Consider the following 23,393-nt stretch of genomic DNA (forward strand, 5'->3'; position numbering starts at 1 on the left):
AAGGGTTCTCAGTTGTGCGCGTGCAGCGCCTCGTTCAGCTCGATGGCCGACTTGTGGGTCTTGCACTCCACCGCGCCGTTCAGCGAGTTGCGGCGGAACAGCAGGTCGGTCTGGCCGGCCAGGTCGCGGGCCTTGACCACTTTGACCAGTTGGTTGTTCTCGTCCAGCAGGTTCACCTTGGTACCGGCAGTGATGTACAGGCCGGCTTCGACGGTGTTGCGGTCGCCCAGCGGAATGCCGATACCGGCGTTGGCGCCGATCAGGCAGCCTTCGCCAACCTTGATGACGATGTTGCCGCCACCGGACAGGGTGCCCATGGTCGAGCAGCCGCCGCCCAGGTCCGAGCCCTTGCCGACGAATACGCCAGCGGAAACGCGGCCTTCGATCATGCCCGGGCCTTCGGTGCCAGCGTTAAAGTTGACGAAGCCTTCGTGCATGATGGTGGTGCCTTCGCCGATGTAGGCACCCAGGCGCACGCGGGCGGTGTCGGCGATACGTACGCCGGCCGGGACCACGTAGTCGGTCATTTTCGGGAACTTGTCCACCGAGAATACTTCCAGCAGCTCGCCCTTCAGGCGCGCTTCCAGTTGCAGTTCGGCGAGTTCGGCCAGGTCGACCGCGCCCTGGTTGGTCCAGGCCACGTTCGGCAGCAGCGGGAAGATGCCGGCCAGGCTCACGCCGTGCGGCTTGACCAGGCGGTGGGACAGCAGGTGCAGCTTGAGGTAGGCCTCTGGGGTCGAGGTCAGCGCGGCATCTTCGGCCAGCAGCGTGGCGACCAGCGGCTTGTGGCTTTCGGCCAGGCGGGTCAGCAAGGCGGCCTGGGCGGCATCCACGCCTTTCACGGCTTCGGCCAGTTGCGCGGCCTGGGCGTTGCTGAAGGCGATGGCCTGGTTGCCACCTTGGTAACCGAGAACAGGGGCTACTGCAGCGACCAGTTCGGCGCTCGGGTTGAGCAGCGGTTGCGCATAGAACACTTCCAGCCAGGCGCCCTGGCGGTTCTGGGAGCCGACACCGAAGGCCAGGCTGAACAGGGTATTGGACATGTGATTACCTCGTGCGAAATAGGGTAGGGGCTCAGGCCAAGGCAGCGGCGTACAGGTCGGGCTTGAAGCCGACCAGGGTACGCGCGCCAAGGTCGAGCACCGGGCGCTTGATCATCGACGGCTGGGCCAGCATCAGCTCGACGGCCTTGGCCTGGTCGAGGTCGGCCTTGCTGGCGTCGTCCAGCTTGCGGAAGGTGGTGCCGGCACGGTTGAGGATGACTTCCCAGCCGTGTTCGTCGCACCAGCGGTTCAGGCTGTCACGGTCGATGCCTTGGGTCTTGTAGTCGTGGAATTCGTAGGCGATGGCCTGGTCTTCGAGCCAGGTACGTGCCTTTTTCATGGTGTCACAGGCTTTTATGCCGTAGAGCGTGTAGGTCATTGTGTGCATTGGGGATCACAGGCGGCCCCAACCTCTCCGTTTACCGATTTCAGTCGCGGGATTATGCGGGAACGATCCTGTGAGCGCCACGGGTGTGCATGTCTTGCATCTCACAGGCACTGCAAGACTCAAGGCATGCATCTGCTAAGCGACAAGAGGTCAAACCTGCGCCACCGACAAACCGAAGTATCATCATGTTACATATTCATCCGCCACCTGCGACTATCGTGCAGCGGCCCTGAATCGCCCATCGCCGCTAACATATTGTTTCAATGGCGATGTTTCGCCCTGTTGTCGTTTCTGGTTCACAAAGGAAGCTTTCCCGGATGCAGTCCGCCTACACCGTCCTCATCCTGCTGACGCTGGTCAGCGTGTCGAAGCTGGTCGGCCGCATGATTCCGCTGCCCTTGCCGTTGGTACAGATCGCTGCCGGCGCCTTGCTTGCGTGGCCGACACTGGGCCTGCATGTGGCACTGGACCCCGAGCTGTTCCTGTTCCTGTTCCTGCCGCCGTTGCTGTTCGCCGACGGCTGGCGTATTCCCAAGCGCGAGTTGTGGCGCATTCGTGGGCCGGTGGTGGCGCTGGCCGTGGGTCTAGTGCTGTTTACCGTGGTCGGGGCGGGTTACTTCATTCACTGGCTGCTGCCGAGCATCCCGCTGCCCGTGGCCTTCGCCCTGGCCGCAGTGTTGTCGCCAACCGACGCCGTGGCGGTTTCGGCCATTACCCAGGACCGCCTGCCCACCCCGCTGATGCACATGCTCCAGGGCGAGGCCCTGATGAACGATGCCTCGGGCCTGGTGACCTTCAAGTTCGCCCTGGCGGCGGCAATCACCGGGGTGTTCTCGTTGACCGACGCAAGCTTCAGCTTCGTACTGGTCGCCCTGGGCGGCCTGGCGGTGGGCGTGGCCCTGAGCTGGCTGATCGGCCGCCTGCGTGCCTGGATGATTGCCCGCGGCTGGGACGACCCGGCCACCCACGTGGTGTTCATGTTGCTGCTGCCGTTCGCCGCCTACGTGCTGGCCGAGCGCCTGGGCGTGTCGGGCATCCTTTCGGCGGTGGCGGCCGGCATGATGCAGAGCTGGCTCGACCTGCTGCCACGGCAGACCAGCACGCGCCTGCTCAACCGCAGCGTGTGGTCGCTGCTGGAGTTCGCCTTCAACGGCCTGATCTTCCTGCTACTGGGCCTGCAACTGCCGGATATCATCAAGGCCGTGGTCAGCCATGAACCCACCGTCTGGCCGACCCTGGCCTGGCGCTGCCTGGACGTGGTGGCGATCTTTGTGGCGCTGATCTTGCTGCGGTTCATCTGGGTCCAGAGCATCTGGCGCTCGATCGGCGTGGTACGCCGCTGGCGCGGTAAGCCGGCGCTGGTGCTGATGCCCACGGCGCGTTCTTGCTGGTTGCTGACCCTGGGTGGGGTGCGCGGTGCGGTCACTCTGGCCGGCGTGATGTCGATTCCGTTGTTGATGGGTGCAGGCAAGGCCTTCCCGGAGCGTGACCTGCTGATCTTCATTGCGGCTGGGGTGATCCTGCTGTCGTTGATCAGTGCCTGTATCGCGCTGCCGCTGTTGCTGCGCGGGGTGACCAAGAGCCCGGACGAGCGCTTGCACCAGGAAGTGCAGGAGGCCTGGCGACGTACGGCCGAGGCGGCGATCCATGCGCTGGAGGCAGAGGAAGTGATCGACAGCAATGCGCCGCAGGATGCCGCGCAGGCGACCCTGGCGACCGAGTTGAAGGCGCGCTTGATGGCGGAATACCGCGATGAGCTGGACAGCTACAACGACAGCGCCGAAGCCAAGGCGCTGGCCGAGCAGATGGACCTGCTGGAGCGGCGTTTGCGCTTGCGGGCGCTGCGGGCGCAGCGGCTGGAGCTGTATGAGCTGCATCGCCAACATCTGGTGGGGGATGAAGTGGTACGTCAGGTGCTGGGTGAGCTGGATATGAGTGAAGCGAACCTAGGGGCGGTCAGGTAGACCGCAGGGGCCGCTTTGCGGCCCTTTCGCCGGCAAGCCAGCTCCCACAGGTAATGCACAGGGCCTGAGGTTGATGCGGTCAGAGTGGGAGCTGGCTTGCTGGCGAAAGGGGCGCAAAGCGCCCCCCTTGAGCGAATCAGCGGTTCTGCAGAAATGCGCGAATCCGCTCTGCCGCCTCGATGCACTCGGCCAGCGGCGCAACCAGCGCCATGCGCACACGCCCGGCGCCCGGGTTCACGCCATCCACTTCGCGCGACAGGTACGACCCCGGCACCACTGTCACATGCTGGGCCTCGAACAGGTCGCGGGTGAACTCGGCATCGTCGCCTGGCACCTTGGCCCACAGGTAGAAGCTGCCATCCGGCCGCTGCACATCCAGCACCGGTTGCAGGATATCCAGCACGGCATCGTACTTGGCGCGGTACTGATCGCGGTTCTCGCGCACATGCGTCTCGTCCTGCCAGGCTGCGATGCTGGCCAGCTGGGTTTGTACCGGCATGGCGCAGCCGTGGTAGGTACGGTACAGCAGGAACGGCTTGATGATCTCGGCGTCACCGGCGACGAAGCCCGAGCGCAGGCCAGGCAGGTTGGAGCGCTTGGACAGGCTGTGGAATACCACGCAGCGCTTGAAGTCGCTGCGGCCCAGTTCCGCACAGGCAGTCAGCAGGCCTGGTGGCGGGGCATCCTCGTCGAAGTACAGCTCGCTGTAGCATTCATCGGCAGCAATCACGAAGTCGTGCTCGTCGGCCAGGGCAATCAGCTTCTTCAGGGTGCCCATCGGCACCAGTGCGCCGGTGGGGTTGCCCGGCGAACACAGGAACAGGATCTGGCAACGCTTCCACACTTCAGCCGGCACGGCGTCGAAGTCGGGGTTGAACCCGTTGCTCTCCAGGCACGGCAGGTAGTGCGGGGTAGCACCGGCCAGCAGCGCTGCGCCTTCGTAGATCTGGTAGAACGGGTTGGGGCTGACCACCAGGCCGTCATCGGCGCGGTTGACCACGGCCTGGGTGAAGGCGAACAGTGCTTCACGGGTGCCGTTGACCGGCAGGATGTGGCGGTCGGCATCCAGCCAGCCGGCCGGTACGCCGAAGCGCCGCTCGCACCACTGGCCGATGGCCTGGCGCAGGGCCGGCAGGCCGATGGTGCTTGGGTACACTGCCAGCTTGTCGAGGTTGTCGGCCATGGCCTGGGCGACGAACGCCGGCGATTCGTGCTTCGGCTCACCGATCGACAGGGCGATGGCGCGCTTGTCCGCCGCAGGCGCAACGCTGCCCAGCAGGGCGCGGAGTTTTTCGAACGGGTAGGGCTGAAGCTGGGTCAAGGCATGGTTCATCGGCGCAAGGTCTCGTCAATCGTCTAATCGTTAAAAGGTCACGCGGGTAGGGCTGGCATCGCTGGCCTGGCCGGCCTGCAACTGCTGGACGATGGCCTCCTGCAGTCGGCTGCACAGCTGTGGGTCGGACAGCGGCTGGTTGTCGGCATCGGTGATGAAGAAAACGTCTTCCACCCGCTCGCCAAGGGTGGCGATCTTGGCGTTCTGCAGCGACAGGTCGAACTCCAGGAAGATGCGCCCCAGCCGGGCCAGCAGGCCTGGGCGGTCGGGCGCGGTGATTTCGAGGATGGTCACCGGACGCTGGGCATCGTTGAGGATGGTCACCTGTGGCGGGAAGTCGAAGTGCTTGAGCTGGCGCGGTACCCGGCGCTGGATGATGGTCGGGTAGTCCTCGGGGTTGCGCAGCGCTTCGGTCAGGCCGTCGCGGATCTGCTTGACCCGCTGCGGGTTGTCGCCGATCGAGCCGCCGTCGTTGTCCAGCACGATGTAGGTGTCGAGGGTGAACTGGCTGCTCGAGGTGATGATCCGCGCGTCATGAATGTTCAGGTTCAGCTGCGACATCGCCGCCACCGTCACGGCGAAGAAGTCGTGCTGGTCGGGGGCATAGATGAAGATCTGCGTGCCACCCTCGAACTCGCGCTGGGTGGTTTCCTTGATCAGCACCAGCGGCCCGCCATCGGCCGGCTGCTGGAGGATCGCGTCACTGTGCCAGGCCACATCGGCGGCGGTGTGCTTGAGGAAGTAGTCATCGCCCAGCTGCGACCACAGCTGCTCGACGTCGTCCGGGTCTGTGCCTTCGCGCACCAGGATATCCAGCGCCGCCGTTTGGGTCTGGCGAATCTGCTCCTCGCGGTCCAGCGGGTTTTCCAGGCCACGGCGCAGGGCGCGCTTGGTCTCGGTGTACAACTGGCGCAGCAGGCTGGCCCGCCACGAGTTCCACAGGCTGGGGTTGGTTGCGTTGATATCGGCCACGGTCAGCACGTACAGGTAGTCCAGGCGCGTCTCGTCACCCACGTGCAGGGCAAAATCGTTGATCACCTGAGGGTCGGACAGGTCTTTGCGCTGGGCGGTGGTCGACATCACCAGATGGTTCTGCACCAGCCAGACGATCAGTCGGCTGTCCCAGGCGGGCAACTGGTGGCGTTCGCAGAACTTCTTCGCATCCACCGCACCCAGCTCGGAATGGTCGCCCTGGCGGCCCTTGCCGATGTCGTGGTACAGGCCGGCCAGGTAGATCAGCTCGGGCTTGGGCAGGCGGCCCATGAGCTTGCTGGCCAGCGGGAATTTCTCGGACACCGGCGTGTATTGCAGCTTGCGCAGGTGCTTGATGAGGTTGAGGGTGTGCGCATCGACCGTATAGATGTGGAACAGGTCGTGCTGCATCTGCCCGACGATCAGGCCGAACTCCGGCAGGTAGCGTCCAAGGATGCCGTAGCGGTTCATCCGCCGCAGGTTGCGGTGGATGCCGATTTCGCACTTGAACAGCTCGATGAACAGGCTGGTGTTGCGGATATCGGTGCGGAAGGTATCGTCGATCAGGTGCCTGTGTTCGCGCAGCAGCCGCACGGTATCGGCGCGTACGCCCTTGATCTCGGGGTGCTGGGCCATCAGCACGAAGATTTCCAGCATGGCGAACGGCGTGCGTTTGAACACGTTCGGCCTGGCCGCTTCTATATAACCGTCATGCAGGCGGAAGCGCGCATTCAGCGGCTGGGTGGTGCCGCTGTCGTCATCGGCGAGGATGACCTCCTCGAAGTGCTGGATGATCAGGTCGCACAGCTGGCTGATGCTCATCACCACCCGGTAGTACTGTTGCATGAACTGCTCGATCGCCCGCTTGGGGTTGTCGTCGCTGTAGCCCAGCAGTGCGGCGATGCTGCGCTGGTGGTCGAACAGCAGGCGGTCCTCGGCGCGCCCGGCCAGCATGTGCAAGGCGTAGCGCACCTTCCACAGGAAGTCCTGGGACGAGGCCAGCAGCTCGTTCTCGCTTTCCAGCAGGAAACCTTCGCCGGCCAGCGCGTGCAGGTTGAGGGTGCCGTACTGGCGCCGGGCCACCCACAGCACCGTCTGGATGTCCCGCAGGCCACCTGGCGAGCCTTTCACATTGGGTTCGAGGTTGTACTCGGTGTCGTTGTACTTGTGGTGACGGGCCTTGAGTTCGGCCCGCTTGGCCAGGAAGAAATCCTTGCTCGGCCACATGTGCGCAGTACTGGTCACCTCCAGCATGCGCTGGCGCAGGGCTTCGGGGCCGGCAACGGTGCGGCTTTCCATCAGGTTGGTGATGACCGTCAGGTCGGCGCGGGCCTGCTCGGCGCACTCGTCGACGGTACGCACGCTCTGGCCAACTTCCAGGCCGATGTCCCACAGCAGGGTGAGAAAACGCTCGATGGCGTCGCGGTACTGCTCGTGTTCGGCAGCACCCAGCAGGATCAGCAGGTCGATGTCCGAATGCGGGTGCAGCTCACCGCGGCCGTAGCCACCCACCGCGACCAGGGCGATGCCGCTCTGGTCGCCCCAGTCGAACTGGTTCCAGGCCTGTTGCAGGATGTTGTCGACGAGCCAGGCGCGGGCCTCGATCAGTGGGCGGATGTCGCTGCCACTGCGGAAACGCTTGTCGAGCACCTCGCCGGCCTGGCGGATGGCTTTCTTGAAGGCGGCGATGGGGCTCGCCTTGAGGGCCAGTTCCGCCTGGAACTGGCCGCGGTCGAACAGCTCGGGATCCACCTGGGGCATCGCGTCACGTTCCTGTCGTGGGGGTGGCCTGTCGGAGTGCGGTCAGGCCGAGGTGCGCGGGATGGTGTCGTCCTTGCGCAGGGTGAAGATCTCGTAGCCGGTCGCAGTCACTACCAGGGTATGCTCCCACTGGGCCGAGAGCTTGCGGTCCTTGGTGATGGCGGTCCAGCCGTCGCCCAGCACCTTGGTGTCGGCCTTGCCCTGGTTGATCATCGGCTCGATGGTGAAGGTCATGCCTTCCTTCAGCTCCATGCCAGTGCCAGCGCGGCCGTAGTGCAGGATCTGCGGCTCCTCGTGGAACACCTTGCCGATGCCGTGGCCGCAGAACTCGCGCACTACCGAGAAGCCGTTCTTTTCAGCGTGCTTCTGGATCACTTCGCCGATGTCGCCCAGGCGGCAGCCCGGCTTGACCAGTTCGATGGCCTTGTACATGCACTCCTGGGTGACCTTGGACAGGCGCTCCGCCCATACCGGCACGGTGCCGACGTGGAACATGCGGCTGGTGTCGCCGTGGTAGCCGTCCTTGATCACGGTGACGTCGATGTTCAGCGTGTCACCGTCCTTGAGTGGCTTGTCGTTGGGGATGCCGTGGCAGACCACATGGTTGATCGAGGTGCAGATCGACTTCGGGTAGCCCTTGTAGTTGAGCGGCGCCGGGATGGCCTGCTGGACGTTGACGATGTAGTCGTGGCAGAGGCGGTCCAGCTCTTCGGTGGTGACACCGGGCTTGACGTGTTCCTCGATCATTTCCAGCACCTCGGCGGCCAGGCGGCCGGCGATGCGCATCTTCTCGATGTCTTCTGCGGTCTTGATGGTGACGGTCATTACAGGCTCTCTACAGCGCCGTGCACGGCGCGAACAAACGGGAAAGGCCGGATTCTAGCAGAGCAGGGCGCCGATCGGTCGGGATAAAGGCGGCCATGCTGCTGTCTATAGCTGGCATTCTGGCGCGAAAGCCGGGGTGCTGCAAAAGCCGCTGACGGACGCAACAGCATTCGGGTTCCGTTCGGCCGCGGTCTGTGGTATAAAATGCGCCGCTTTCGGGGACGACCCCGTCAGCACTTAACCCACACACGTGTCGACACGATGACCTGGGTGCCCCGAGTTGCAGAATTCGCGGGTTGGTCATTGGGATACGTGGAGGCCCAACCCGACTTATCAAGGAACTATCATGTCCCAAGTCAACATGCGCGATATGCTGAAGGCCGGTGTGCACTTCGGCCACCAGACCCGTTACTGGAACCCGAAAATGGGCAAGTACATTTTCGGCGCGCGTAACAAGATCCACATCGTCAACCTGGAAAAAACCCTGCCGATGTTCAACGACGCTCTGGCGTTCGTAGAGCGCCTGGCCCAGGGCAAGAACAAGATCCTGTTCGTCGGCACCAAGCGTTCCGCCGGCAAGATCGTCGCCGAGCAAGCTGCTCGTTGCGGTTCGCCGTACGTTGACCACCGTTGGTTGGGCGGCATGCTGACCAACTACAAGACCATCCGCGCTTCGATCAAGCGTCTGCGCGACCTGGAAACCCAGGCCGAAGACGGCACTTTCGCCAAGCTGACCAAGAAAGAAGCCCTGATGCGCTCCCGCGACCTGGAAAAACTGGATCGCAGCCTGGGCGGCATCAAGGACATGGGCGGTCTGCCAGACGCACTGTTCGTTATCGACGTTGATCACGAGCGCATCGCGATCACCGAAGCCAACAAGCTGGGCATCCCGGTTATCGGCGTTGTCGATACCAACAGCAGCCCGGAAGGTGTTGACTACATCATCCCAGGTAACGATGACGCCATCCGCGCTATCGAGCTGTACATGACTTCGATGGCTGACGCAGTCATCCGCGGCCGTAACAACGTTGCCGGCGGCACCGAAGTTTACGCTGAAGAAGCGGCTGCACCTGCTGCCGAGTAATTAGACGCTAGCGTCGACTTGGCACGCAAAAAGGGGGCTCTGCCCCCTTTTTGCCACCTTGAAATCCTGCTGTCAGCATCGGCCCCGCATCATGGGCTCGCTGAGATAAATACAGCGGATTTGCAGAATTGAACGCCCGTGACGAGCGGGTGGAATGGTTGAAAAACTTTCCAAGAGGATTTTGAAATGGCAGCAATTACTGCAGCGCTGGTCAAAGAACTGCGCGAGCGTACCGGCGAAGGCATGATGGATTGCAAGAAGGCCCTGGAAAAGGCCGGCGGCGACATCGAAAAAGCCATTGACGACATGCGTGCCTCGGGCGCCATCAAGGCCGCCAAAAAGGCTGGCAACGTCGCTGCTGAAGGCGCTATCGCCGTCAAGACCGACGGTAAATCCGCCGTCCTGCTGGAAGTGAACTCGCAGACCGACTTCCTGGCCCTGCAAGACGACTTCAAGAACTTCGTTGCCGACAGCATCGAAGAAGCCTTCGCCCAGAAGCTGACCGACGCCGCCCCGCTGATCGCATCGCGTGAAGCTGCTCGTGAAGCCCTGGTTGCCAAGTGCGGCGAGAACGTCAACATCCGTCGCCTGGTGCGCGTCGAAGGTGACGTTGTCGGTGCCTACCTGCACGGCAACAAGATCGGCGCTGCCGTTGTCCTGAAAGGCGGCGACATCGAGCTGGCGAAGAACATCGCCATGCACGTTGCGGCTTCGAACCCTGAGTTCCTGGATTCGTCGGAAATCTCCGCTGAAGCCATCGAGCGCGAGAAGAACGTCTTCCTGCAGCTGAACGCCGACAAGATCGCTGGCAAGCCGGAAAACATCGTTGAGAACATGATCAACGGCCGTATCACCAAGTTCAAGGCCGAAGCCTCGCTGAAAGAGCAAGCCTTCGTAATGAACCCGGAAGTCAAGGTTGGCGAGCTGGCCAAGAAAGCCGGTGCTGAAATCGTTTCCTTCACCTACTTCAAGGTCGGTGAAGGCATCGAGAAGCCAGTCGACGACTTCGCTGCTGAAGTTGCCGCTCAGGTAGCTGCTGCCAAGCAGTAAGACAGCCCCGTCTGTCGCCCCGAAGAGGCTGCCCGCTCACGCGCGCAGCCTCTTTGTCAAAACGGCGAAGGGTTTATAAAACCTGCCGCCGCTGGCACCAAGACGGTGCCACGCTACAGTTAGCAGGCTGCAAACAGCCCGCACGAATTTTCTAAAAGTACGCCGCAGGAGAGACTCGCAATGGCTCAGCAGGTGAGTGGTCGCCAACCTCGCTATAAACGCATTTTGCTCAAACTTAGCGGCGAGGCCCTGATGGGCTCGGAAGACTTCGGGATCGACCCGAAAGTGCTGGATCGCATGGCCCTGGAAGTTGGCCAGCTGGTAGGGATCGGTGTCCAGGTCGGCCTGGTGATCGGTGGTGGCAACCTGTTCCGCGGCGCCGCGCTCAGCGCAGCCGGCATGGACCGCGTCACCGGTGACCACATGGGCATGCTGGCCACCGTGATGAACGGCCTGGCCATGCGCGACGCGCTGGAGCGTTCGAACATCCCGGCCCTGGTCATGTCGGCCATTTCCATGGTCGGTGTCACCGATCATTACGATCGTCGCAAAGCTATTCGCCACCTCAACTCCGGGGATGTGGTAATTTTCTCCGCCGGTACCGGCAACCCGTTCTTCACCACCGACTCCGCGGCCTGTCTGCGCGCTATCGAAATCGATGCCGATGTGGTGCTGAAGGCGACCAAGGTCGATGGTGTGTACACTGCCGATCCATTCAAGGACCCGCATGCCGAGAAGTTCGATCACCTGACCTACGACGAGGTCCTGGATCGCAAGCTGGGTGTGATGGACCTGACCGCAATCTGCCTGTGCCGTGACCACAAGATGCCATTGCGGGTATTCAACATGAACAAGCCTGGCGCCCTGCTGAACATCGTGGTGGGTGGCGCTGAAGGTACTCTGATCGAGGAAGGCCAAGCATGATCAACGACATCAAGAAAGACGCGCAGGAGCGCATGACCAAGTCCCTCGAGGCCCTGGCCCGCAACCTGGCGGCAATCCGCACCGGTCGCGCCCACCCGAGCATTCTGGACAGCGTCAAGGTCCCGGCCTGGGGTAGCGAGATGCCGCTGAACCAGGTGGCCGCGATCACCGTCGAAGATGCCCGCACCCTGAAGATCGTCGCCCACGACAAGAACCTCAGCGCTGCCATCGAGAAGGCCATCCTCACCTCCGATCTGGGCCTGAACCCGTCCAGCGCCGGTACCACCATCCGTGTGCCGATGCCGGCCCTGACCGAGGAAACCCGCAAGGGCTACACCAAGCAGGCCAGCGGCGTTGCCGAGGATGCCAAGGTAGCCGTGCGCAACGTGCGCCGTGACGCCCTGGCCGACCTTAAGAAACTGACCAAGGACAAGGAAATCAGCGAAGACGAAGAGCGTCGTGCCGCTGACGAGATCCAGAAGCTCACCGACAAGTACGTTGCCGAAGTCGATGCTGCCTTCAAAGCCAAGGAAAAGGACCTGATGGCCGTCTAAGGCCGGGGTTTTTTAATGGAAAAGACCAAGCCAGCGGCGCCGTCCTCGGTGCCGCGTCATGTCGCGATCATCATGGATGGCAACAACCGCTGGGCGAAAAAGCGCCTGTTGCCCGGCGTTGCCGGGCACAAGGCGGGTGTCGACGCCGTTCGCGCGGTCATCGAAGTCTGTGCCGAGTCCGGGGTCGAGGTACTGACCCTGTTCGCCTTCTCCAGCGAGAACTGGCAGCGCCCCGCCGAAGAGGTCGGTGCGTTGATGGAGCTGTTCTTCTCGGCCCTGCGCCGCGAGGCCAAGCGCCTGAACGAGAACAACATCAGCCTGCGTATCATCGGTGACCGTTCGCGTTTCCATCCCGAGCTGCAGGCCGCCATGCGCGAGGCCGAGGCGCTGACCGCCGGCAACAACCGCTTCATCCTGCAGATCGCGGCCAACTACGGTGGCCAGTGGGACATCGCCCAGGCCGCACAGCGGTTGGCGCGGGAGGTGCAAGCCGGGCACCTGCGTCCGGAAGACATCACCCCGGGTCTGCTGCAGACCTGCCTGGCAACCGGCGAGCTGCCGCTGCCGGACCTGTGCATCCGCACGGGTGGCGAGCACCGCATCAGCAACTTCCTGTTGTGGCAGCTGGCCTACGCCGAGCTGTACTTCTCCGACCTCTACTGGCCGGACTTCAAACACGAGGCCATGCGCAACGCCCTGGCCGATTTCGCTTCGCGCCAGCGCCGCTTCGGTAAGACCAGCGAGCAGGTCGAGGCTGGAGCTCGTGCTTAATGCTTAAACAACGCATCATTACCGCGCTGATCCTGCTGCCGATCGCGCTGGGTGGCTTCTTCCTGCTCAACGGTGGGGATTTCGCCCTGTTCATCGGCTTCGTGGTGACCCTCGGTGCCTGGGAGTGGGCGCGCCTGGCCGGGCTCATGGCCCAACCGCTGCGCATCGCCTATGCCGTGGTCGTCGCCGGAGCGCTGATGTTGCTGTACATCCTTCCGGAGCTGGCGCCCTGGGTGCTGGGCGCCGCGGTGATCTGGTGGGGGTTGGCCACCTGGCTGGTGCTTACCTATCCGCGCAGCAGTGAACTGTGGGCCAGTGCCGCCTGTCGGTTGCTGATCGGCCTGCTGGTATTGCTGCCGGCCTGGCAGGGGCTGGTGCTGCTCAAGCACTGGCCGCTGGGTAACTGGCTGATCCTGTCGGTCATGGTGTTGGTGTGGGCTGCCGATATTGGCGCGTACTTCTCCGGCCGTGCCTTCGGCAAGCGCAAGCTGGCGCCTCAGGTCAGCCCTGGCAAGAGCTGGGAAGGCGTGTATGGCGGCCTGGCGGTCAGTCTGGTGATCACCCTGGTGGTCGGTATAAGCCGCGACTGGGGCTTCGGGCAGATCCTGCTGGGCCTGCTGAGTGCCGCGCTGGTGGTCATGTCTTCGGTGGTCGGTGACCTGACCGAAAGCATGTTCAAGCGCCGTTCGGGCATCAAGGACAGCAGCAACCTGCTGCCTGGCCATGGTGGGGTGCTCGACCGCATCGACAGCCTGACCGCGGCGATCCCGGTTTTCGCCGTGCTGCTGTGGGCCGCCGAATGGGGTGTGATGTGAGCCGTCCGCAGCGTATTACCGTGCTCGGGGCCACCGGCTCCATCGGCCTGAGCACGCTGGATGTCATCGCGCGCCATCCCGACCGTTACCAGGTGTTCGCCCTGAGTGGCTATTCGCGTATCGACGAATTGCAGGCCCTGTGCGTGCGCCACCGCCCGGCATTCGCCGTGGTGCCGAGCGCCGAGGCGGCCGCGCGACTGCGCGACAGCCTGGCTGCGGCGGGGTGCGTCACCGAGGTGCTGGAAGGCGAGGCCGGGTTGTGTCAGGTGGCGGCTGCGTCGGAAGTGGACGCGGTGATGGCGGCCATCGTCGGCGCCGCTGGCCTGCGCCCCACCCTGGCGGCGGTCGAGGCGGGCAAGAAGGTGTTGCTGGCCAACAAGGAGGCGCTGGTCATGTCCGGCGCGCTGTTCATGGAGGCGGTGCGGCGCAGTGGCGCCGTGCTGCTGCCGATCGACAGCGAGCACAATGCGATCTTCCAGTGCATGCCCGGCGACTACGCGCGCGGCCTGAGTGCAGTCGGCGTGCGCCGGATCCTGCTCACCGCATCCGGCGGCCCGTTCCGCGAGACGCCTGTAGAGGCGCTGCTGGACGTCACCCCGGAACAGGCCTGTGCGCACCCCAACTGGTCCATGGGGCGCAAGATTTCAGTGGATTCGGCCAGCATGATGAACAAGGGCCTGGAACTGATCGAGGCTTGCTGGTTGTTCGATGCCGCACCGGCCAGGGTCGAGGTGGTGGTGCACCCGCAGAGCGTGATCCACTCCCTGGTGGATTATGTCGACGGTTCGGTGCTGGCGCAGCTGGGTAACCCGGACATGCGCACACCCATCGCCAACGCCCTGGCCTGGCCCGAGCGGATCGATTCCGGGGTGGCGCCGCTGGACCTGTTCGCCATCGCCCGTCTGGATTTCCAGGCGCCCGACGAGCAGCGCTTCCCTTGCCTGCGCCTTGCGCGGCAGGCTGCCGAGGCTGGCAACAGCGCACCGGCCGTGCTCAATGCGGCCAACGAGGTTGCGGTCGATGCATTTCTCCAGCGGCGTATCCGCTTTCCGGAGATCGCGGGTATGATCGAACAGGTGCTCGATCAGGAGCCCGTCGTACCGCTGCCGTCGCTGGACGCGGTGTTCGCCGCCGATCAGCGTGCCCGGGAGCTTTCCCGTGAGTGGCTGAGGCGTCACGGTCGCTGATGCAGGCCCACCATGGTTCACGAGGGGGCTGGGCATGATGCCAGCCCGCTGAACATCATTCGGAGATGGATATGACAGCGCTCTACATGATTATCGGCACCCTCGTAGCCTTGGGTGTACTGGTCACTTTCCATGAATTCGGCCACTTCTGGGTGGCGCGCCGCTGCGGTGTCAAGGTGCTGCGCTTCTCGGTGGGCTTCGGCACGCCATTGCTGCGCTGGCATGACCGCCATGGCACCGAGTTCGTGATCGCTGCGATCCCGCTGGGTGGTTACGTCAAGATGCTCGACGAGCGCGAGGGTGACGTGCCGCCGGCGCTGATCGAGCAGTCGTTCAATCGCAAGTCCGTGCGCCAGCGCATCGCGATCGTCGCGGCGGGCCCGGTTGCCAACTTCCTGCTGGCCATCCTGTTCTTCTGGGTGCTGGCGATGCTGGGTACCCAGCAAATCCGCCCGGTGATCGGTGCGGTCGATGCTGGCAGCCTGGCAGCATCGGCAGGCCTGACCGCAGGTCAGGAAATCGTCTCCATCGACGGCAAACCGACCAATGGTTGGTCTGCGGTCAACCTGCAGCTGGTTCGTCGTCTGGGCGAGAGTGGCACCCTGCAGGTTGGCGTGCGTGAAGAGGGCGCCAGCGCCGAGCGCCAGCTACAGGTGAAGCTGGACAGCTGGCTCAAGGGCGCCGACGAGCCGGACCCGATCCAATCCCTTGGGCTGCACCCTTGGCGCCCGGCCATTGTGCCGGTGTTGGCAGAGATCGATCCCAAGGGGCCAGCTGCCGCAGCGGGCCTGAAAACCGGTGACAAGCTGCTGGCCCTCGATGGTGTAGCAGTGGGCGAATGGCAGCAGGTGGTCGATGCTGTGCGGGCTCGACCGCAAGCCAAGGTAGTGGTGCGGGTCGAGCGCGACGGTACTGCGCTGGACGTCCCTGTTACCCTGGCGCGCAAGGGCGAGGGCAAGGCGGCTGGCGGGTATCTTGGCGCAGGGGTAAAGGGTGGCGAATGGCCTGCAAACATGCTCCGCGAAGTCAGCTACGGCCCGCTGGATGCAGTGGGGGAGGGCTTGTCACGTACCTGGAACATGAGCGTCCTGACCCTTGAATCGCTGAAGAAAATGCTGTTCGGGGAGCTCTCGGTAAAAAACTTGAGCGGACCGATAACCATTGCTAAAGTGGCGGGCGCTTCAGCCCAGTCCGGCGTGGGGGATTTCCTGAATTTCCTGGCCTACCTGAGCATAAGCCTGGGGGTTCTTAACCTGCTGCCCATCCCGGTTCTGGATGGGGGGCATTTGCTGTTTTACCTGGTCGAGTGGGCGCGCGGTCGTCCTCTGTCGGATCGGGTGCAAGGTTGGGGGGTCCAGATCGGTATCAGTTTGGTCATAGGGGTGATGTTGCTCGCTCTGATCAACGATCTGGGTCGACTATAAAGCTTCGCTCAATTGCGAAACCTGCCGTCTTGTCGCGGCGGGCTGTTTATTGCCAGTTGGAATAAAAGGACTTCATGAAACGTCTGCTGCTAACTGCGGTCATGTCCGCACTGATGATCGCTGAAGTTCACGCCGAGTCCTTCACCATCTCCGATATCCGCGTCAACGGCCTGCAGCGGGTTTCCGCCGGCAGTGTCTTCGGTGCCTTGCCGCTGAACGTCGGCGACCAGGCCGATGACCGCCGACTGGTGGAGTCGACCCGTTCCCTGTTCAAGACCGGCTTCTTCCAGGACATTCAGCTGAACCGCGATGGCAATGTCCTGATCATCAACGTGGTCGAGCGCCCGTCGGTGTCGAGCATCGAGATCGAAGGCAACAAGGCCATCAGCACCGAAGACCTGATGAAGGGCCTCAAGCAATCGGGCTTGGCCGAAGGCGAGATCTTCCAGCGTGCCACCCTCGAAGGTGTGCGTAACGAGCTGCAGCGCCAGTACGTGGCCCAGGGCCGCTACTCGGCCGAGGTCGACGCCGAGGTGGTGCCGCAGCCGCGCAACCGTGTGGCGCTGAAGATCAAGATCAACGAAGGCACCGTCGCCGCCATCCAGCACATCAACATCGTTGGCAACAACGTGTTCGACGACGAGACCCTGGCGCAGCTGTTCGAGCTGAAGACCACCAACTGGCTGTCGTTCTTCAAGAACGACGACAAGTACGCCCGCGAAAAGCTCTCCGGTGACCTGGAGCGCCTGCGCTCCTACTACCTGGACCGCGGCTACATCAACATGGACATCGCCTCCACCCAGGTGTCCATCACGCCGGACAAGAAACACGTCTACATCACCGTCAACATCAACGAAGGCGAGAAGTACACCGTCCGCGACGTGAAGCTGTCCGGTGACCTGAAGGTGCCGGAAGACCAGGTCAAGTCGCTGCTGCTGGTGCAGCCCGGCCAGGTGTTCTCGCGCAAGGTGATGACCAGCACCTCCGAGCTGATCACCCGCCGCCTGGGTAACGAAGGCTACACCTTCGCCAACGTCAACGGCGTGCCGCAGCCGAACGATGAAGACCACACCGTCGACATCATGTTCGTGGTCGACCCGGGCAAGCGTGCCTACGTCAACCGCATCAACTACCGCGGCAACACCAAGACCGAAGACGAAGTGCTGCGTCGCGAAATGCGCCAGATGGAAGGCGGCTGGGCCTCGACCTACCTGATCGACCAGTCCAAGACCCGCCTGGAGCGCCTGGGCTTCTTCAAGGAAGTGAACGTCGAGACCCCACCGGTGCCGGGCACCGACGACCAGGTCGACGTCAACTACAGCGTCGAGGAGCAGGCCTCCGGCTCGATCACCGCCAGCGTCGGTTTTGCCCAGAGCGCCGGCCTGATCCTCGGTGGTTCGATCAGCCAGAGCAACTTCCTCGGTACCGGTAACAAGGTGTCGATCGGCCTGACCCGTTCGGAATACCAGACCCGCTACAACTTCGGCTTCGTTGACCCCTACTTCACTGCCGATGGCGTGAGCCTGGGCTACAACGCCTTCTACCGCAGTACCGACTACGACGACCTCGACGTCGACGTGGCCAGCTACGCGGTGGACAGCTACGGTGCGGGCGTCAGCCTCGGCTACCCGATCAGCGAGACCTCGCGCCTGACCTATGGCCTGAGCGTGCAGCAGGACAAGATCAAGACTGGCAAGTACACCGTTGACGAGATCTTCGACTTCCTCGAAGAGGAAGGCGACAACTTCCTGAACTTCAAAGCCTCGATCGGCTGGTCGGAATCGACCCTAAACAAAGGTGTACTGGCGACCCGCGGTCATTCGCAAAGCGTAACCTTGGAATCCACCATTCCGGGCAGCGACCTGTCGTTCTTCAAGCTCGACTACCGCGGCCAGCTGTTCAAGCCGATCACCAACGACTACACCCTGCGTCTGCATACCGAGCTGGGTTATGGTGATGGTTATGGCAGCACCTCGGGCCTGCCGTTCTACGAGAACTACTTCGCGGGTGGTTTCAACTCTGTCCGTGGCTTCAAGGACAGCAGCCTGGGCCCACGCAGTACCCCAAGCCGCGGCGAGGCCAACGGTGGCAAGCCAGGCACCATCGCCGACCCGGACCAGGATCCGTTGCCGTTTGGTGGCAACGTACTGGTACAAGGTGGTGTCGAGCTGCTGTTCCCGCTGCCGTTCGTCAAGGACCAGCGTTCGCTGCGCACCTCCGTGTTCTGGGACGTGGGTAACGTCTTCGATACCAATTGCGGCAACCAGCCTGATTGCGAGAAGGTCGGTTTCTCGGGCATGGCCAGTTCGGTCGGCCTGGGCGTGACCTGGATCACCGCACTGGGCCCGCTGAGTTTCAGCCTGGCAATGCCGGTCAAGAAGCCGGACGATGCCGACACCCAGGTGTTCCAATTCTCTCTGGGCCAGACCTTCTGAGGTCGGCCCTTGCTTAACGACAACGGTTTATCCAGGAGTGCATCGTGCGTAAGTTGACCCAACTGGCCGTAGTGGCCGCGGCGCTGGTCGCCACCCCGGCTTTCGCCGAAATGAAGGTTGCCGTCCTGAACTATCAGATGGCCCTGCTGGAGTCGGATGCCGCCAAGAAGTACGCGGTAGATGCCGAGAAGAAGTTCGGCCCGCAACTGACCAAGCTGAAAAGCCTGGAAAGCAGCGCCAAGGGCATCCAGGACCGTCTGATCAAGGGCGGCGACAAGATGCAGCAGCAGGAGCGCGAGCGCCTGGAGCTCGAGTTCAAGCAGAAGGCGCGTGACTTCCAGTTCCAGTCCAAGGAGCTGAACGAAGCCAAGGCTGTTGCTGACCGCGACATGCTCAAGCAACTGAAGCCGAAGCTGGATGGCGCTGTCGAGGAAGTGATCAAGAAAGGTGGTTACGACCTGGTCCTCGAGCGTGGTGCGGTCATCGATGTCAAGCCTCAGTACGACATCACCCGCCAGGTCATCGAGCGCATGAACCAAGCCCGTTGATATGACCGTGACCATGACGCTAGGCCAGTTGGCCGAGGCCCTCGGCGCCACCCTCAAGGGGCCCGAGGCGCTGCAGATTACCGGGCTGGCCACCTTGCAGGAGGCTGGCCCAGGTCAGTTGAGCTTCCTCGCCAACCCGCAGTACCGCAAATTCCTGGATAGCAGCCAGGCGGCCGCGGTGCTGCTGAAGGCGGCGGACGCCGAAGGCTTTGCCGGCAATGCGCTGATCGTCGCCGATCCGTACCTGGCCTATGCACGCATTTCCCATCTGTTCGACCCCAAACCCAAGGCTGTGGCGGGTATTCATCCCAGCGCCGTGGTGGCTGAGGACGCGCAGGTGGATGCCAGCGCCAGCATCGGGCCGTTTGCGGTCATCGAAAGCGGTGCGCGCATCGCGGCCAATGTCAGTGTGGGTGCACACTGCGTGGTCGGCGCCCGTTGCGTGATCGGAGAGGGCGGCTGGCTGGCTCCACGGGTCACCCTGTACCATGATGTGACCATCGGCAAGCGTGTGGTCATCCAGTCGGGTGCGGTGATCGGCGGTGAAGGCTTCGGCTTTGCCAACGAGAAGGGCGTGTGGCGCAAGATCGCCCAGATCGGTGGCGTGACCATCGGCGACGACGTGGAAATCGGTGTCAACACTGCGGTCGATCGTGGTGCGCTGTCGGATACGCGGATCGCTGACGGGGTCAAGCTCGACAACCAGATCCAGATCGCCCACAACGTGCAGATCGGTGAGCACACGGCCATGGCCGCCTGCGTCGGAATTTCCGGCAGCACGCGCATCGGCAAGCATTGCACCATTGCCGGAGGTGTTGGCATGGTGGGTCATATCGATGTCTGTGATAACGTTTTCGTGTCCGGGATGACCATGGTGACCCGTTCGATCACCGAACCGGGTGCCTATTCTTCCGGCACTGCCATGCAGCCACTGGCTGAATGGCGCAAGAGCGCCGCGCGTATCCGCCACCTGGACGACATGGCCAAGCGTCTCCAGCAGCTGGAAAAACGCGTCGATACCGTGACCTCAGGTGGCCAGCCGACATCAGAAGGCTGATACCATTCCCTGAGCAAGAGTGAACAGTCGCTAGCTGGCTCCTCTTTGGACTGCAAAAGGAGCGTGTGGTCAGCACCTGCGCTCCCTATTCTTATTACAGGCTTCCCCCCCGAAATGATGGACATCAACGAGATTCGCGAATACCTGCCTCACCGTTACCCGTTCCTGCTGGTGGACCGCGTGACGGAGCTGGACTACGAGGCCCAGAGCATTCGTGCCTACAAGAATGTCAGCATCAACGAGCCGTTCTTCAACGGCCATTTCCCGGCGCATCCGATCATGCCGGGCGTCCTGATCATCGAAGCCATGGCACAGGCCGCGGGTATCCTCGGTTTCAAGATGCTCGACGCCAAGCCGGCCGATGGCACCCTGTACTACTTCGTCGGTTCCGACAAGCTGCGTTTCCGTCAGCCGGTACTGCCGGGTGACCAGTTGGTGCTGGAAGCCAAGTTCCTCAGCCGCAAGAGCATGATCTGGAAATTCGAGTGCCGCGCCCTGGTCGACGGCAAGCCGGTTTGCTCGGCAGAAATCACCTGTGCGGAACGCTCCCTATGAATTCGATTGATCCTCGGGCCATTATCGACCCCTCGGCCAAGCTGGCCGAGGGTGTCGAGGTCGGCCCCTGGTCGATCGTTGGCCCCGATGTAGAAATCGGGGAGGGCACCGTCATCGGCCCACATGTTGTGCTCAAAGGGCCGACCCGCATCGGCAAGCACAACCGTATCTTTCAGTTTTCCTCGATCGGCGAAGACACCCCGGACCTCAAGTACAAGGGTGAACCGACGCGCTTGGTGATCGGCGATCACAACGTGATCCGCGAAGGGGTGACCATTCACCGCGGCACCGTCCAGGACCGTGCGGAAACCACAGTGGGGGACCACAACCTGATCATGGCCTATGCCCACATCGGCCACGACAGCGTCATCGGCAACCACTGCATCCTGGTCAACAACACGGCCCTGGCCGGCCATGTGCACGTTGGGGACTGGGCGATCCTGTCCGGCTACACCCTGGTGCACCAGTACTGCCATATCGGTGCCCACGCGTTTTCCGGCATGGGTACGGCGATTGGCAAGGATGTCCCGGCCTTCGTCACCGTGTTCGGCAGCCCAGCCGAAGCCCGCAGCATGAACTTCGAAGGCATGCGCCGCCGGGGTTTCAGCGACGAGGTGATCCATGTGCTGCGCCGTTGCTACAAGATCGTCTATCGCCAGGGCCTGACCGTCGAAGACGCGCTCAAGGAACTGGACGAACTGGCTGCGAAGCACCCTGAGGTCGATCTGTTCCGTCAGTCGATCGTGAACTCCGCTCGCGGCATCACCCGCTGACATGGCCCAGCTTTGCGTAGCCTTGGTCGCGGGTGAGGCCAGCGGTGATATCCTCGGTTCAGGCTTGATGCGTGCCATCAAGGCACGCCGCCCGGACGTAAGGTTCATCGGCGTTGGCGGCCCCTTGATGGAAGCCGAAGGCCTGCAGTCCTATTTCCCCATGGAACGCCTGGCCGTCATGGGCCTGGTCGAAGTGCTGGGGCGCCTGCGCGAGCTGCTCAAGCGCCGCAAGCTGCTGATCGAGACCCTGATCGGTGAAAAGCCCGATGTGTTCATCGGCATCGATGCCCCCGATTTCACCCTCAACATCGAACTGAAACTGCGTCAGGCCGGGATCAAGACCGTGCACTACGTCAGCCCGTCTGTCTGGGCCTGGCGGCAGAAGCGTGTGCTGAAGATTCGCGAAGGCTGCGACCTGATGCTGACGCTGTTGCCGTTCGAGGCGCGGTTCTATGAAGAGCAGGGCGTGCCTGTACGTTTCGTCGGCCACCCGTTGGCCGACACCATCCCGTTTGAAGCCGACCGCCCTGCCGCACGTGCCGCGCTGGGCCTGGGCGAAGGGCCGGTAGTGGCGTTGATGCCGGGCAGCCGGGGCGGCGAAGTAGGGCGCCTGGGGGCTCTGTTCCTGGATGCTGCCGAGCGCCTGCGCCAGCAGGTACCGGGCGTGCGTTTCGTGCTGCCCTGCGCCAATGCCGCGCGTCGCGCCCAGGTCGAGCAGATGCTCGAAGGGCGCCAGCTGCCGCTGACCCTGCTCGATGGCCAGTCGCACCAGGCCCTGGCGGCCTGTGACGCGGTGCTGATCGCCTCGGGCACCGCCACCCTCGAAGCGCTGTTGTACAAACGGCCCATGGTTGTGGCCTATCGCCTGGCGCCCCTGACCTACTGGATCCTCAAGCGCCTGGTAAAGAGCCCATACGTGTCGTTGCCGAACTTGCTGGCCCAGCGTGCGCTGGTTCCCGAGCTGCTGCAAGATGACGCCACCAGCGAAGCCCTTGCCAACACCCTGGCGCCCCTGGTAGCCGATGGCAGCCAGCAGACCGAAAGTTTCGACGAAATTCATCGCACCCTGCGCCGTGACGCCTCCAACCAGGCAGCCGAGGCGGTACTGGCGTTGCTCAAGGACCGCTGACATGCAGATGGGACTGGATTTCAACCTGGTCGAAGACTTGGTCGCCGGCGTCGACGAAGTGGGCCGTGGCCCGTTGTGCGGCGCGGTGGTGACCGCAGCGGTGATCCTCGACCCGGCGCGCCCGATCCTCGGCCTGAACGATTCGAAGAAACTCACCGAAGCCAAGCGCGAAGCGCTGTTCGACGAGATCTGCGAAAAGGCCCTGAGCTTTTGCATCGCCCGCGCCGAGGTCGAGGAAATCGACCGCCTGAACATTCTGCATGCGACCATGCTGGCCATGCAGCGCGCGGTGGAAGGGCTGCACATTACACCGAAGCTGGCCCTGATCGACGGTAACCGCTGCCCGAAACTGGCCGTACCGGCATCGCCGGTGGTCAAGGGTGATAGCCAGGTGCCGGCCATCGCGGCGGCGTCGATCCTGGCCAAGGTGACCCGTGACCGGGAGATGAGCGCATTCGAGTTGATCTACCCGGGGTATGGCATTGGCGGGCACAAGGGCTACCCGACCCCGGTGCACCTCGAGGCGCTGGCACGGTTGGGGCCAACGCCCATTCATCGGCGTTCCTTTGCCCCGGTGCGGGCAGCTTGGGAAGCGCGTGCCGGTGTTCTCGATTCCCTGATCTGAACCCCCGGGGGGCCGCTTTGCGGCCCATCGCCGGCAAGCCAGCTCCCACACGGAACGTACAGCCCCTGACAGCTACGCGGTCCCCGTGGGAGCTGGCTTGCCGGCGATGGGCTGCAAAGCAGCCCCAAAAAAAAACCTCAATTAAGCTACAATCCCGCCCTTGTCGTTCAGCACTG

At 63.1% G+C, this 23,393-nt stretch carries 21 protein-coding genes; 16 read left to right on the plus strand and 5 right to left on the minus strand.

Annotated features, from left to right (window positions below):
• Positions 1–8: 8 nt before the first annotated feature.
• Together dapD and V3314_RS09445 are read right to left on the minus strand one after the other, a co-directional pair.
• Complete coding sequence (dapD, locus tag V3314_RS09440; protein WP_025337969.1) at positions 9–1,043, minus strand: 2,3,4,5-tetrahydropyridine-2,6-dicarboxylate N-succinyltransferase; 1,035 nt, start codon at positions 1,041–1,043, stop codon at positions 9–11.
• A gap of 31 nt (positions 1,044–1,074) precedes the next feature.
• Positions 1,075–1,422, minus strand: coding sequence for an ArsC family reductase (locus V3314_RS09445; RefSeq protein ID WP_075043977.1), 348 nt, complete (start codon positions 1,420–1,422; stop codon positions 1,075–1,077).
• Between the two features lie 326 nt (positions 1,423–1,748).
• Between V3314_RS09445 and V3314_RS09450 the strand changes: the two genes are divergently transcribed.
• Positions 1,749–3,395 carry a Na+/H+ antiporter gene (locus V3314_RS09450; protein WP_046616136.1) on the plus strand — a complete coding sequence of 549 codons (1,647 nt, stop codon included), beginning with the start codon at positions 1,749–1,751 and terminating at the stop codon, positions 3,393–3,395.
• Between the two features lie 136 nt (positions 3,396–3,531).
• On the opposite strand, the gene dapC is transcribed toward V3314_RS09450, so the two are convergent.
• From dapC to map, 3 genes are read right to left on the minus strand one after another with little or no spacing between them, the layout of a single operon-like run.
• On the minus strand, positions 3,532–4,728 hold the full coding sequence (dapC, locus tag V3314_RS09455) for a succinyldiaminopimelate transaminase (RefSeq protein ID WP_046616137.1): 1,197 nt from the start codon (positions 4,726–4,728) through the stop codon (positions 3,532–3,534).
• Positions 4,729–4,758: 30 nt separating this feature from the next.
• Positions 4,759–7,461, minus strand: coding sequence for a [protein-PII] uridylyltransferase (locus V3314_RS09460; protein ID WP_046616138.1), 2,703 nt, complete (start codon positions 7,459–7,461; stop codon positions 4,759–4,761).
• A gap of 42 nt (positions 7,462–7,503) precedes the next feature.
• A complete protein-coding gene (map, locus tag V3314_RS09465; protein WP_004375406.1) occupies positions 7,504–8,286 on the minus strand; it encodes a type I methionyl aminopeptidase in 783 nt (260 codons plus the stop codon).
• A gap of 346 nt (positions 8,287–8,632) precedes the next feature.
• On the opposite strand from map, the gene rpsB reads away from it, so the two are divergent.
• The 15 genes from rpsB to rnhB all read left to right on the plus strand — a co-directional run bounded on the left by rpsB (position 8,633) and on the right by rnhB (position 23,217).
• On the plus strand, positions 8,633–9,370 hold the full coding sequence (rpsB, locus tag V3314_RS09470) for a 30S ribosomal protein S2 (protein ID WP_046616139.1): 738 nt from the start codon (positions 8,633–8,635) through the stop codon (positions 9,368–9,370).
• Between the two features lie 186 nt (positions 9,371–9,556).
• On the plus strand, positions 9,557–10,420 hold the full coding sequence (gene tsf, locus V3314_RS09475; RefSeq protein ID WP_046616140.1) for a translation elongation factor Ts: 864 nt from the start codon (positions 9,557–9,559) through the stop codon (positions 10,418–10,420).
• Positions 10,421–10,600: 180 nt separating this feature from the next.
• Positions 10,601–11,344, plus strand: a complete 744-nt coding sequence (pyrH, locus tag V3314_RS09480) for a UMP kinase (protein ID WP_003252294.1) — start codon at positions 10,601–10,603, stop codon at positions 11,342–11,344.
• The gene (gene frr, locus V3314_RS09485) at positions 11,341–11,898 is read left to right on the plus strand and encodes a ribosome recycling factor (RefSeq protein WP_025337974.1); all 558 of its coding nucleotides are present in this window, start codon (positions 11,341–11,343) and stop codon (positions 11,896–11,898) included. The genes pyrH and frr overlap by 4 nt, the downstream gene beginning before the upstream one ends.
• Positions 11,899–11,913: 15 nt before the next feature.
• Complete coding sequence (gene uppS / locus V3314_RS09490) at positions 11,914–12,669, plus strand: polyprenyl diphosphate synthase (protein WP_015269194.1); 756 nt, start codon at positions 11,914–11,916, stop codon at positions 12,667–12,669.
• The gene (locus V3314_RS09495) at positions 12,669–13,484 is read left to right on the plus strand and encodes a phosphatidate cytidylyltransferase (RefSeq protein WP_046616141.1); all 816 of its coding nucleotides are present in this window, start codon (positions 12,669–12,671) and stop codon (positions 13,482–13,484) included. Before uppS ends, V3314_RS09495 begins: the two co-directional genes overlap by 1 nt.
• Positions 13,481–14,671 (plus strand): 1-deoxy-D-xylulose-5-phosphate reductoisomerase, encoded by a 1,191-nt coding sequence (gene ispC, locus V3314_RS09500; RefSeq protein WP_085601971.1) that lies wholly within the window; start codon positions 13,481–13,483, stop codon positions 14,669–14,671. Before V3314_RS09495 ends, ispC begins: the two co-directional genes overlap by 4 nt.
• A gap of 71 nt (positions 14,672–14,742) precedes the next feature.
• On the plus strand, positions 14,743–16,095 hold the full coding sequence (gene rseP / locus V3314_RS09505) for an RIP metalloprotease RseP (RefSeq protein WP_046616146.1): 1,353 nt from the start codon (positions 14,743–14,745) through the stop codon (positions 16,093–16,095).
• A 74-nt stretch (positions 16,096–16,169) separates the two neighbouring features.
• The gene (gene bamA / locus V3314_RS09510) at positions 16,170–18,530 is read left to right on the plus strand and encodes an outer membrane protein assembly factor BamA (protein WP_196173941.1); all 2,361 of its coding nucleotides are present in this window, start codon (positions 16,170–16,172) and stop codon (positions 18,528–18,530) included.
• A 44-nt stretch (positions 18,531–18,574) separates the two neighbouring features.
• Positions 18,575–19,078 (plus strand): OmpH family outer membrane protein, encoded by a 504-nt coding sequence (locus V3314_RS09515; RefSeq protein WP_015269197.1) that lies wholly within the window; start codon positions 18,575–18,577, stop codon positions 19,076–19,078.
• Position 19,079: 1 nt separating this feature from the next.
• Entirely contained in the window at positions 19,080–20,135 is a 1,056-nt protein-coding gene (gene lpxD / locus V3314_RS09520) for a UDP-3-O-(3-hydroxymyristoyl)glucosamine N-acyltransferase (RefSeq protein ID WP_013971258.1), read from the plus strand.
• Positions 20,136–20,249: 114 nt separating this feature from the next.
• On the plus strand, positions 20,250–20,690 hold the full coding sequence (gene fabZ, locus V3314_RS09525; RefSeq protein ID WP_004375427.1) for a 3-hydroxyacyl-ACP dehydratase FabZ: 441 nt from the start codon (positions 20,250–20,252) through the stop codon (positions 20,688–20,690).
• On the plus strand, positions 20,687–21,463 hold the full coding sequence (gene lpxA, locus V3314_RS09530; RefSeq protein ID WP_046616623.1) for an acyl-ACP--UDP-N-acetylglucosamine O-acyltransferase: 777 nt from the start codon (positions 20,687–20,689) through the stop codon (positions 21,461–21,463). The genes fabZ and lpxA overlap by 4 nt, the downstream gene beginning before the upstream one ends.
• Before the next feature lies 1 nt (position 21,464).
• Positions 21,465–22,592: a lipid-A-disaccharide synthase gene (lpxB, locus tag V3314_RS09535; protein WP_135003063.1), complete on the plus strand. Its 1,128-nt coding sequence runs from the start codon at positions 21,465–21,467 to the stop codon at positions 22,590–22,592.
• Position 22,593: 1 nt separating this feature from the next.
• On the plus strand, positions 22,594–23,217 hold the full coding sequence (rnhB, locus tag V3314_RS09540; RefSeq protein ID WP_046616625.1) for a ribonuclease HII: 624 nt from the start codon (positions 22,594–22,596) through the stop codon (positions 23,215–23,217).
• The last annotated feature ends 176 nt before the right edge of the window (positions 23,218–23,393 follow it).

It is taken from the genome of Pseudomonas sp. TE3-3-F2023 (genome assembly GCF_036784815.1).
Classification (GTDB): Bacteria; Pseudomonadota; Gammaproteobacteria; order Pseudomonadales; family Pseudomonadaceae; genus Aquipseudomonas; species Aquipseudomonas pudica.

What these genes read in the sequence shown, in the direction of transcription:
- dapD (WP_025337969.1), bottom strand. Translation starts at nt 1,043, where the DNA reads ATGTCCAATACCCTGTTCAGCCTGGCCTTCGGTGTCGGCTCCCAGAAC.
- V3314_RS09445 (WP_075043977.1), bottom strand. Translation starts at nt 1,422, where the DNA reads ATGACCTACACGCTCTACGGCATAAAAGCCTGTGACACCATGAAAAAG.
- V3314_RS09450 (WP_046616136.1), top strand. Translation starts at nt 1,749, where the DNA reads ATGCAGTCCGCCTACACCGTCCTCATCCTGCTGACGCTGGTCAGCGTG.
- dapC (WP_046616137.1), bottom strand. Translation starts at nt 4,728, where the DNA reads ATGAACCATGCCTTGACCCAGCTTCAGCCCTACCCGTTCGAAAAACTC.
- V3314_RS09460 (WP_046616138.1), bottom strand. Translation starts at nt 7,461, where the DNA reads ATGCCCCAGGTGGATCCCGAGCTGTTCGACCGCGGCCAGTTCCAGGCG.
- map (WP_004375406.1), bottom strand. Translation starts at nt 8,286, where the DNA reads ATGACCGTCACCATCAAGACCGCAGAAGACATCGAGAAGATGCGCATC.
- rpsB (WP_046616139.1), top strand. Translation starts at nt 8,633, where the DNA reads ATGTCCCAAGTCAACATGCGCGATATGCTGAAGGCCGGTGTGCACTTC.
- tsf (WP_046616140.1), top strand. Translation starts at nt 9,557, where the DNA reads ATGGCAGCAATTACTGCAGCGCTGGTCAAAGAACTGCGCGAGCGTACC.
- pyrH (WP_003252294.1), top strand. Translation starts at nt 10,601, where the DNA reads ATGGCTCAGCAGGTGAGTGGTCGCCAACCTCGCTATAAACGCATTTTG.
- frr (WP_025337974.1), top strand. Translation starts at nt 11,341, where the DNA reads ATGATCAACGACATCAAGAAAGACGCGCAGGAGCGCATGACCAAGTCC.
- uppS (WP_015269194.1), top strand. Translation starts at nt 11,914, where the DNA reads ATGGAAAAGACCAAGCCAGCGGCGCCGTCCTCGGTGCCGCGTCATGTC.
- V3314_RS09495 (WP_046616141.1), top strand. Translation starts at nt 12,669, where the DNA reads ATGCTTAAACAACGCATCATTACCGCGCTGATCCTGCTGCCGATCGCG.
- rseP (WP_046616146.1), top strand. Translation starts at nt 14,743, where the DNA reads ATGACAGCGCTCTACATGATTATCGGCACCCTCGTAGCCTTGGGTGTA.
- bamA (WP_196173941.1), top strand. Translation starts at nt 16,170, where the DNA reads ATGAAACGTCTGCTGCTAACTGCGGTCATGTCCGCACTGATGATCGCT.
- lpxD (WP_013971258.1), top strand. Translation starts at nt 19,080, where the DNA reads ATGACCGTGACCATGACGCTAGGCCAGTTGGCCGAGGCCCTCGGCGCC.
- fabZ (WP_004375427.1), top strand. Translation starts at nt 20,250, where the DNA reads ATGATGGACATCAACGAGATTCGCGAATACCTGCCTCACCGTTACCCG.
- lpxA (WP_046616623.1), top strand. Translation starts at nt 20,687, where the DNA reads ATGAATTCGATTGATCCTCGGGCCATTATCGACCCCTCGGCCAAGCTG.
- lpxB (WP_135003063.1), top strand. Translation starts at nt 21,465, where the DNA reads ATGGCCCAGCTTTGCGTAGCCTTGGTCGCGGGTGAGGCCAGCGGTGAT.
- rnhB (WP_046616625.1), top strand. Translation starts at nt 22,594, where the DNA reads ATGCAGATGGGACTGGATTTCAACCTGGTCGAAGACTTGGTCGCCGGC.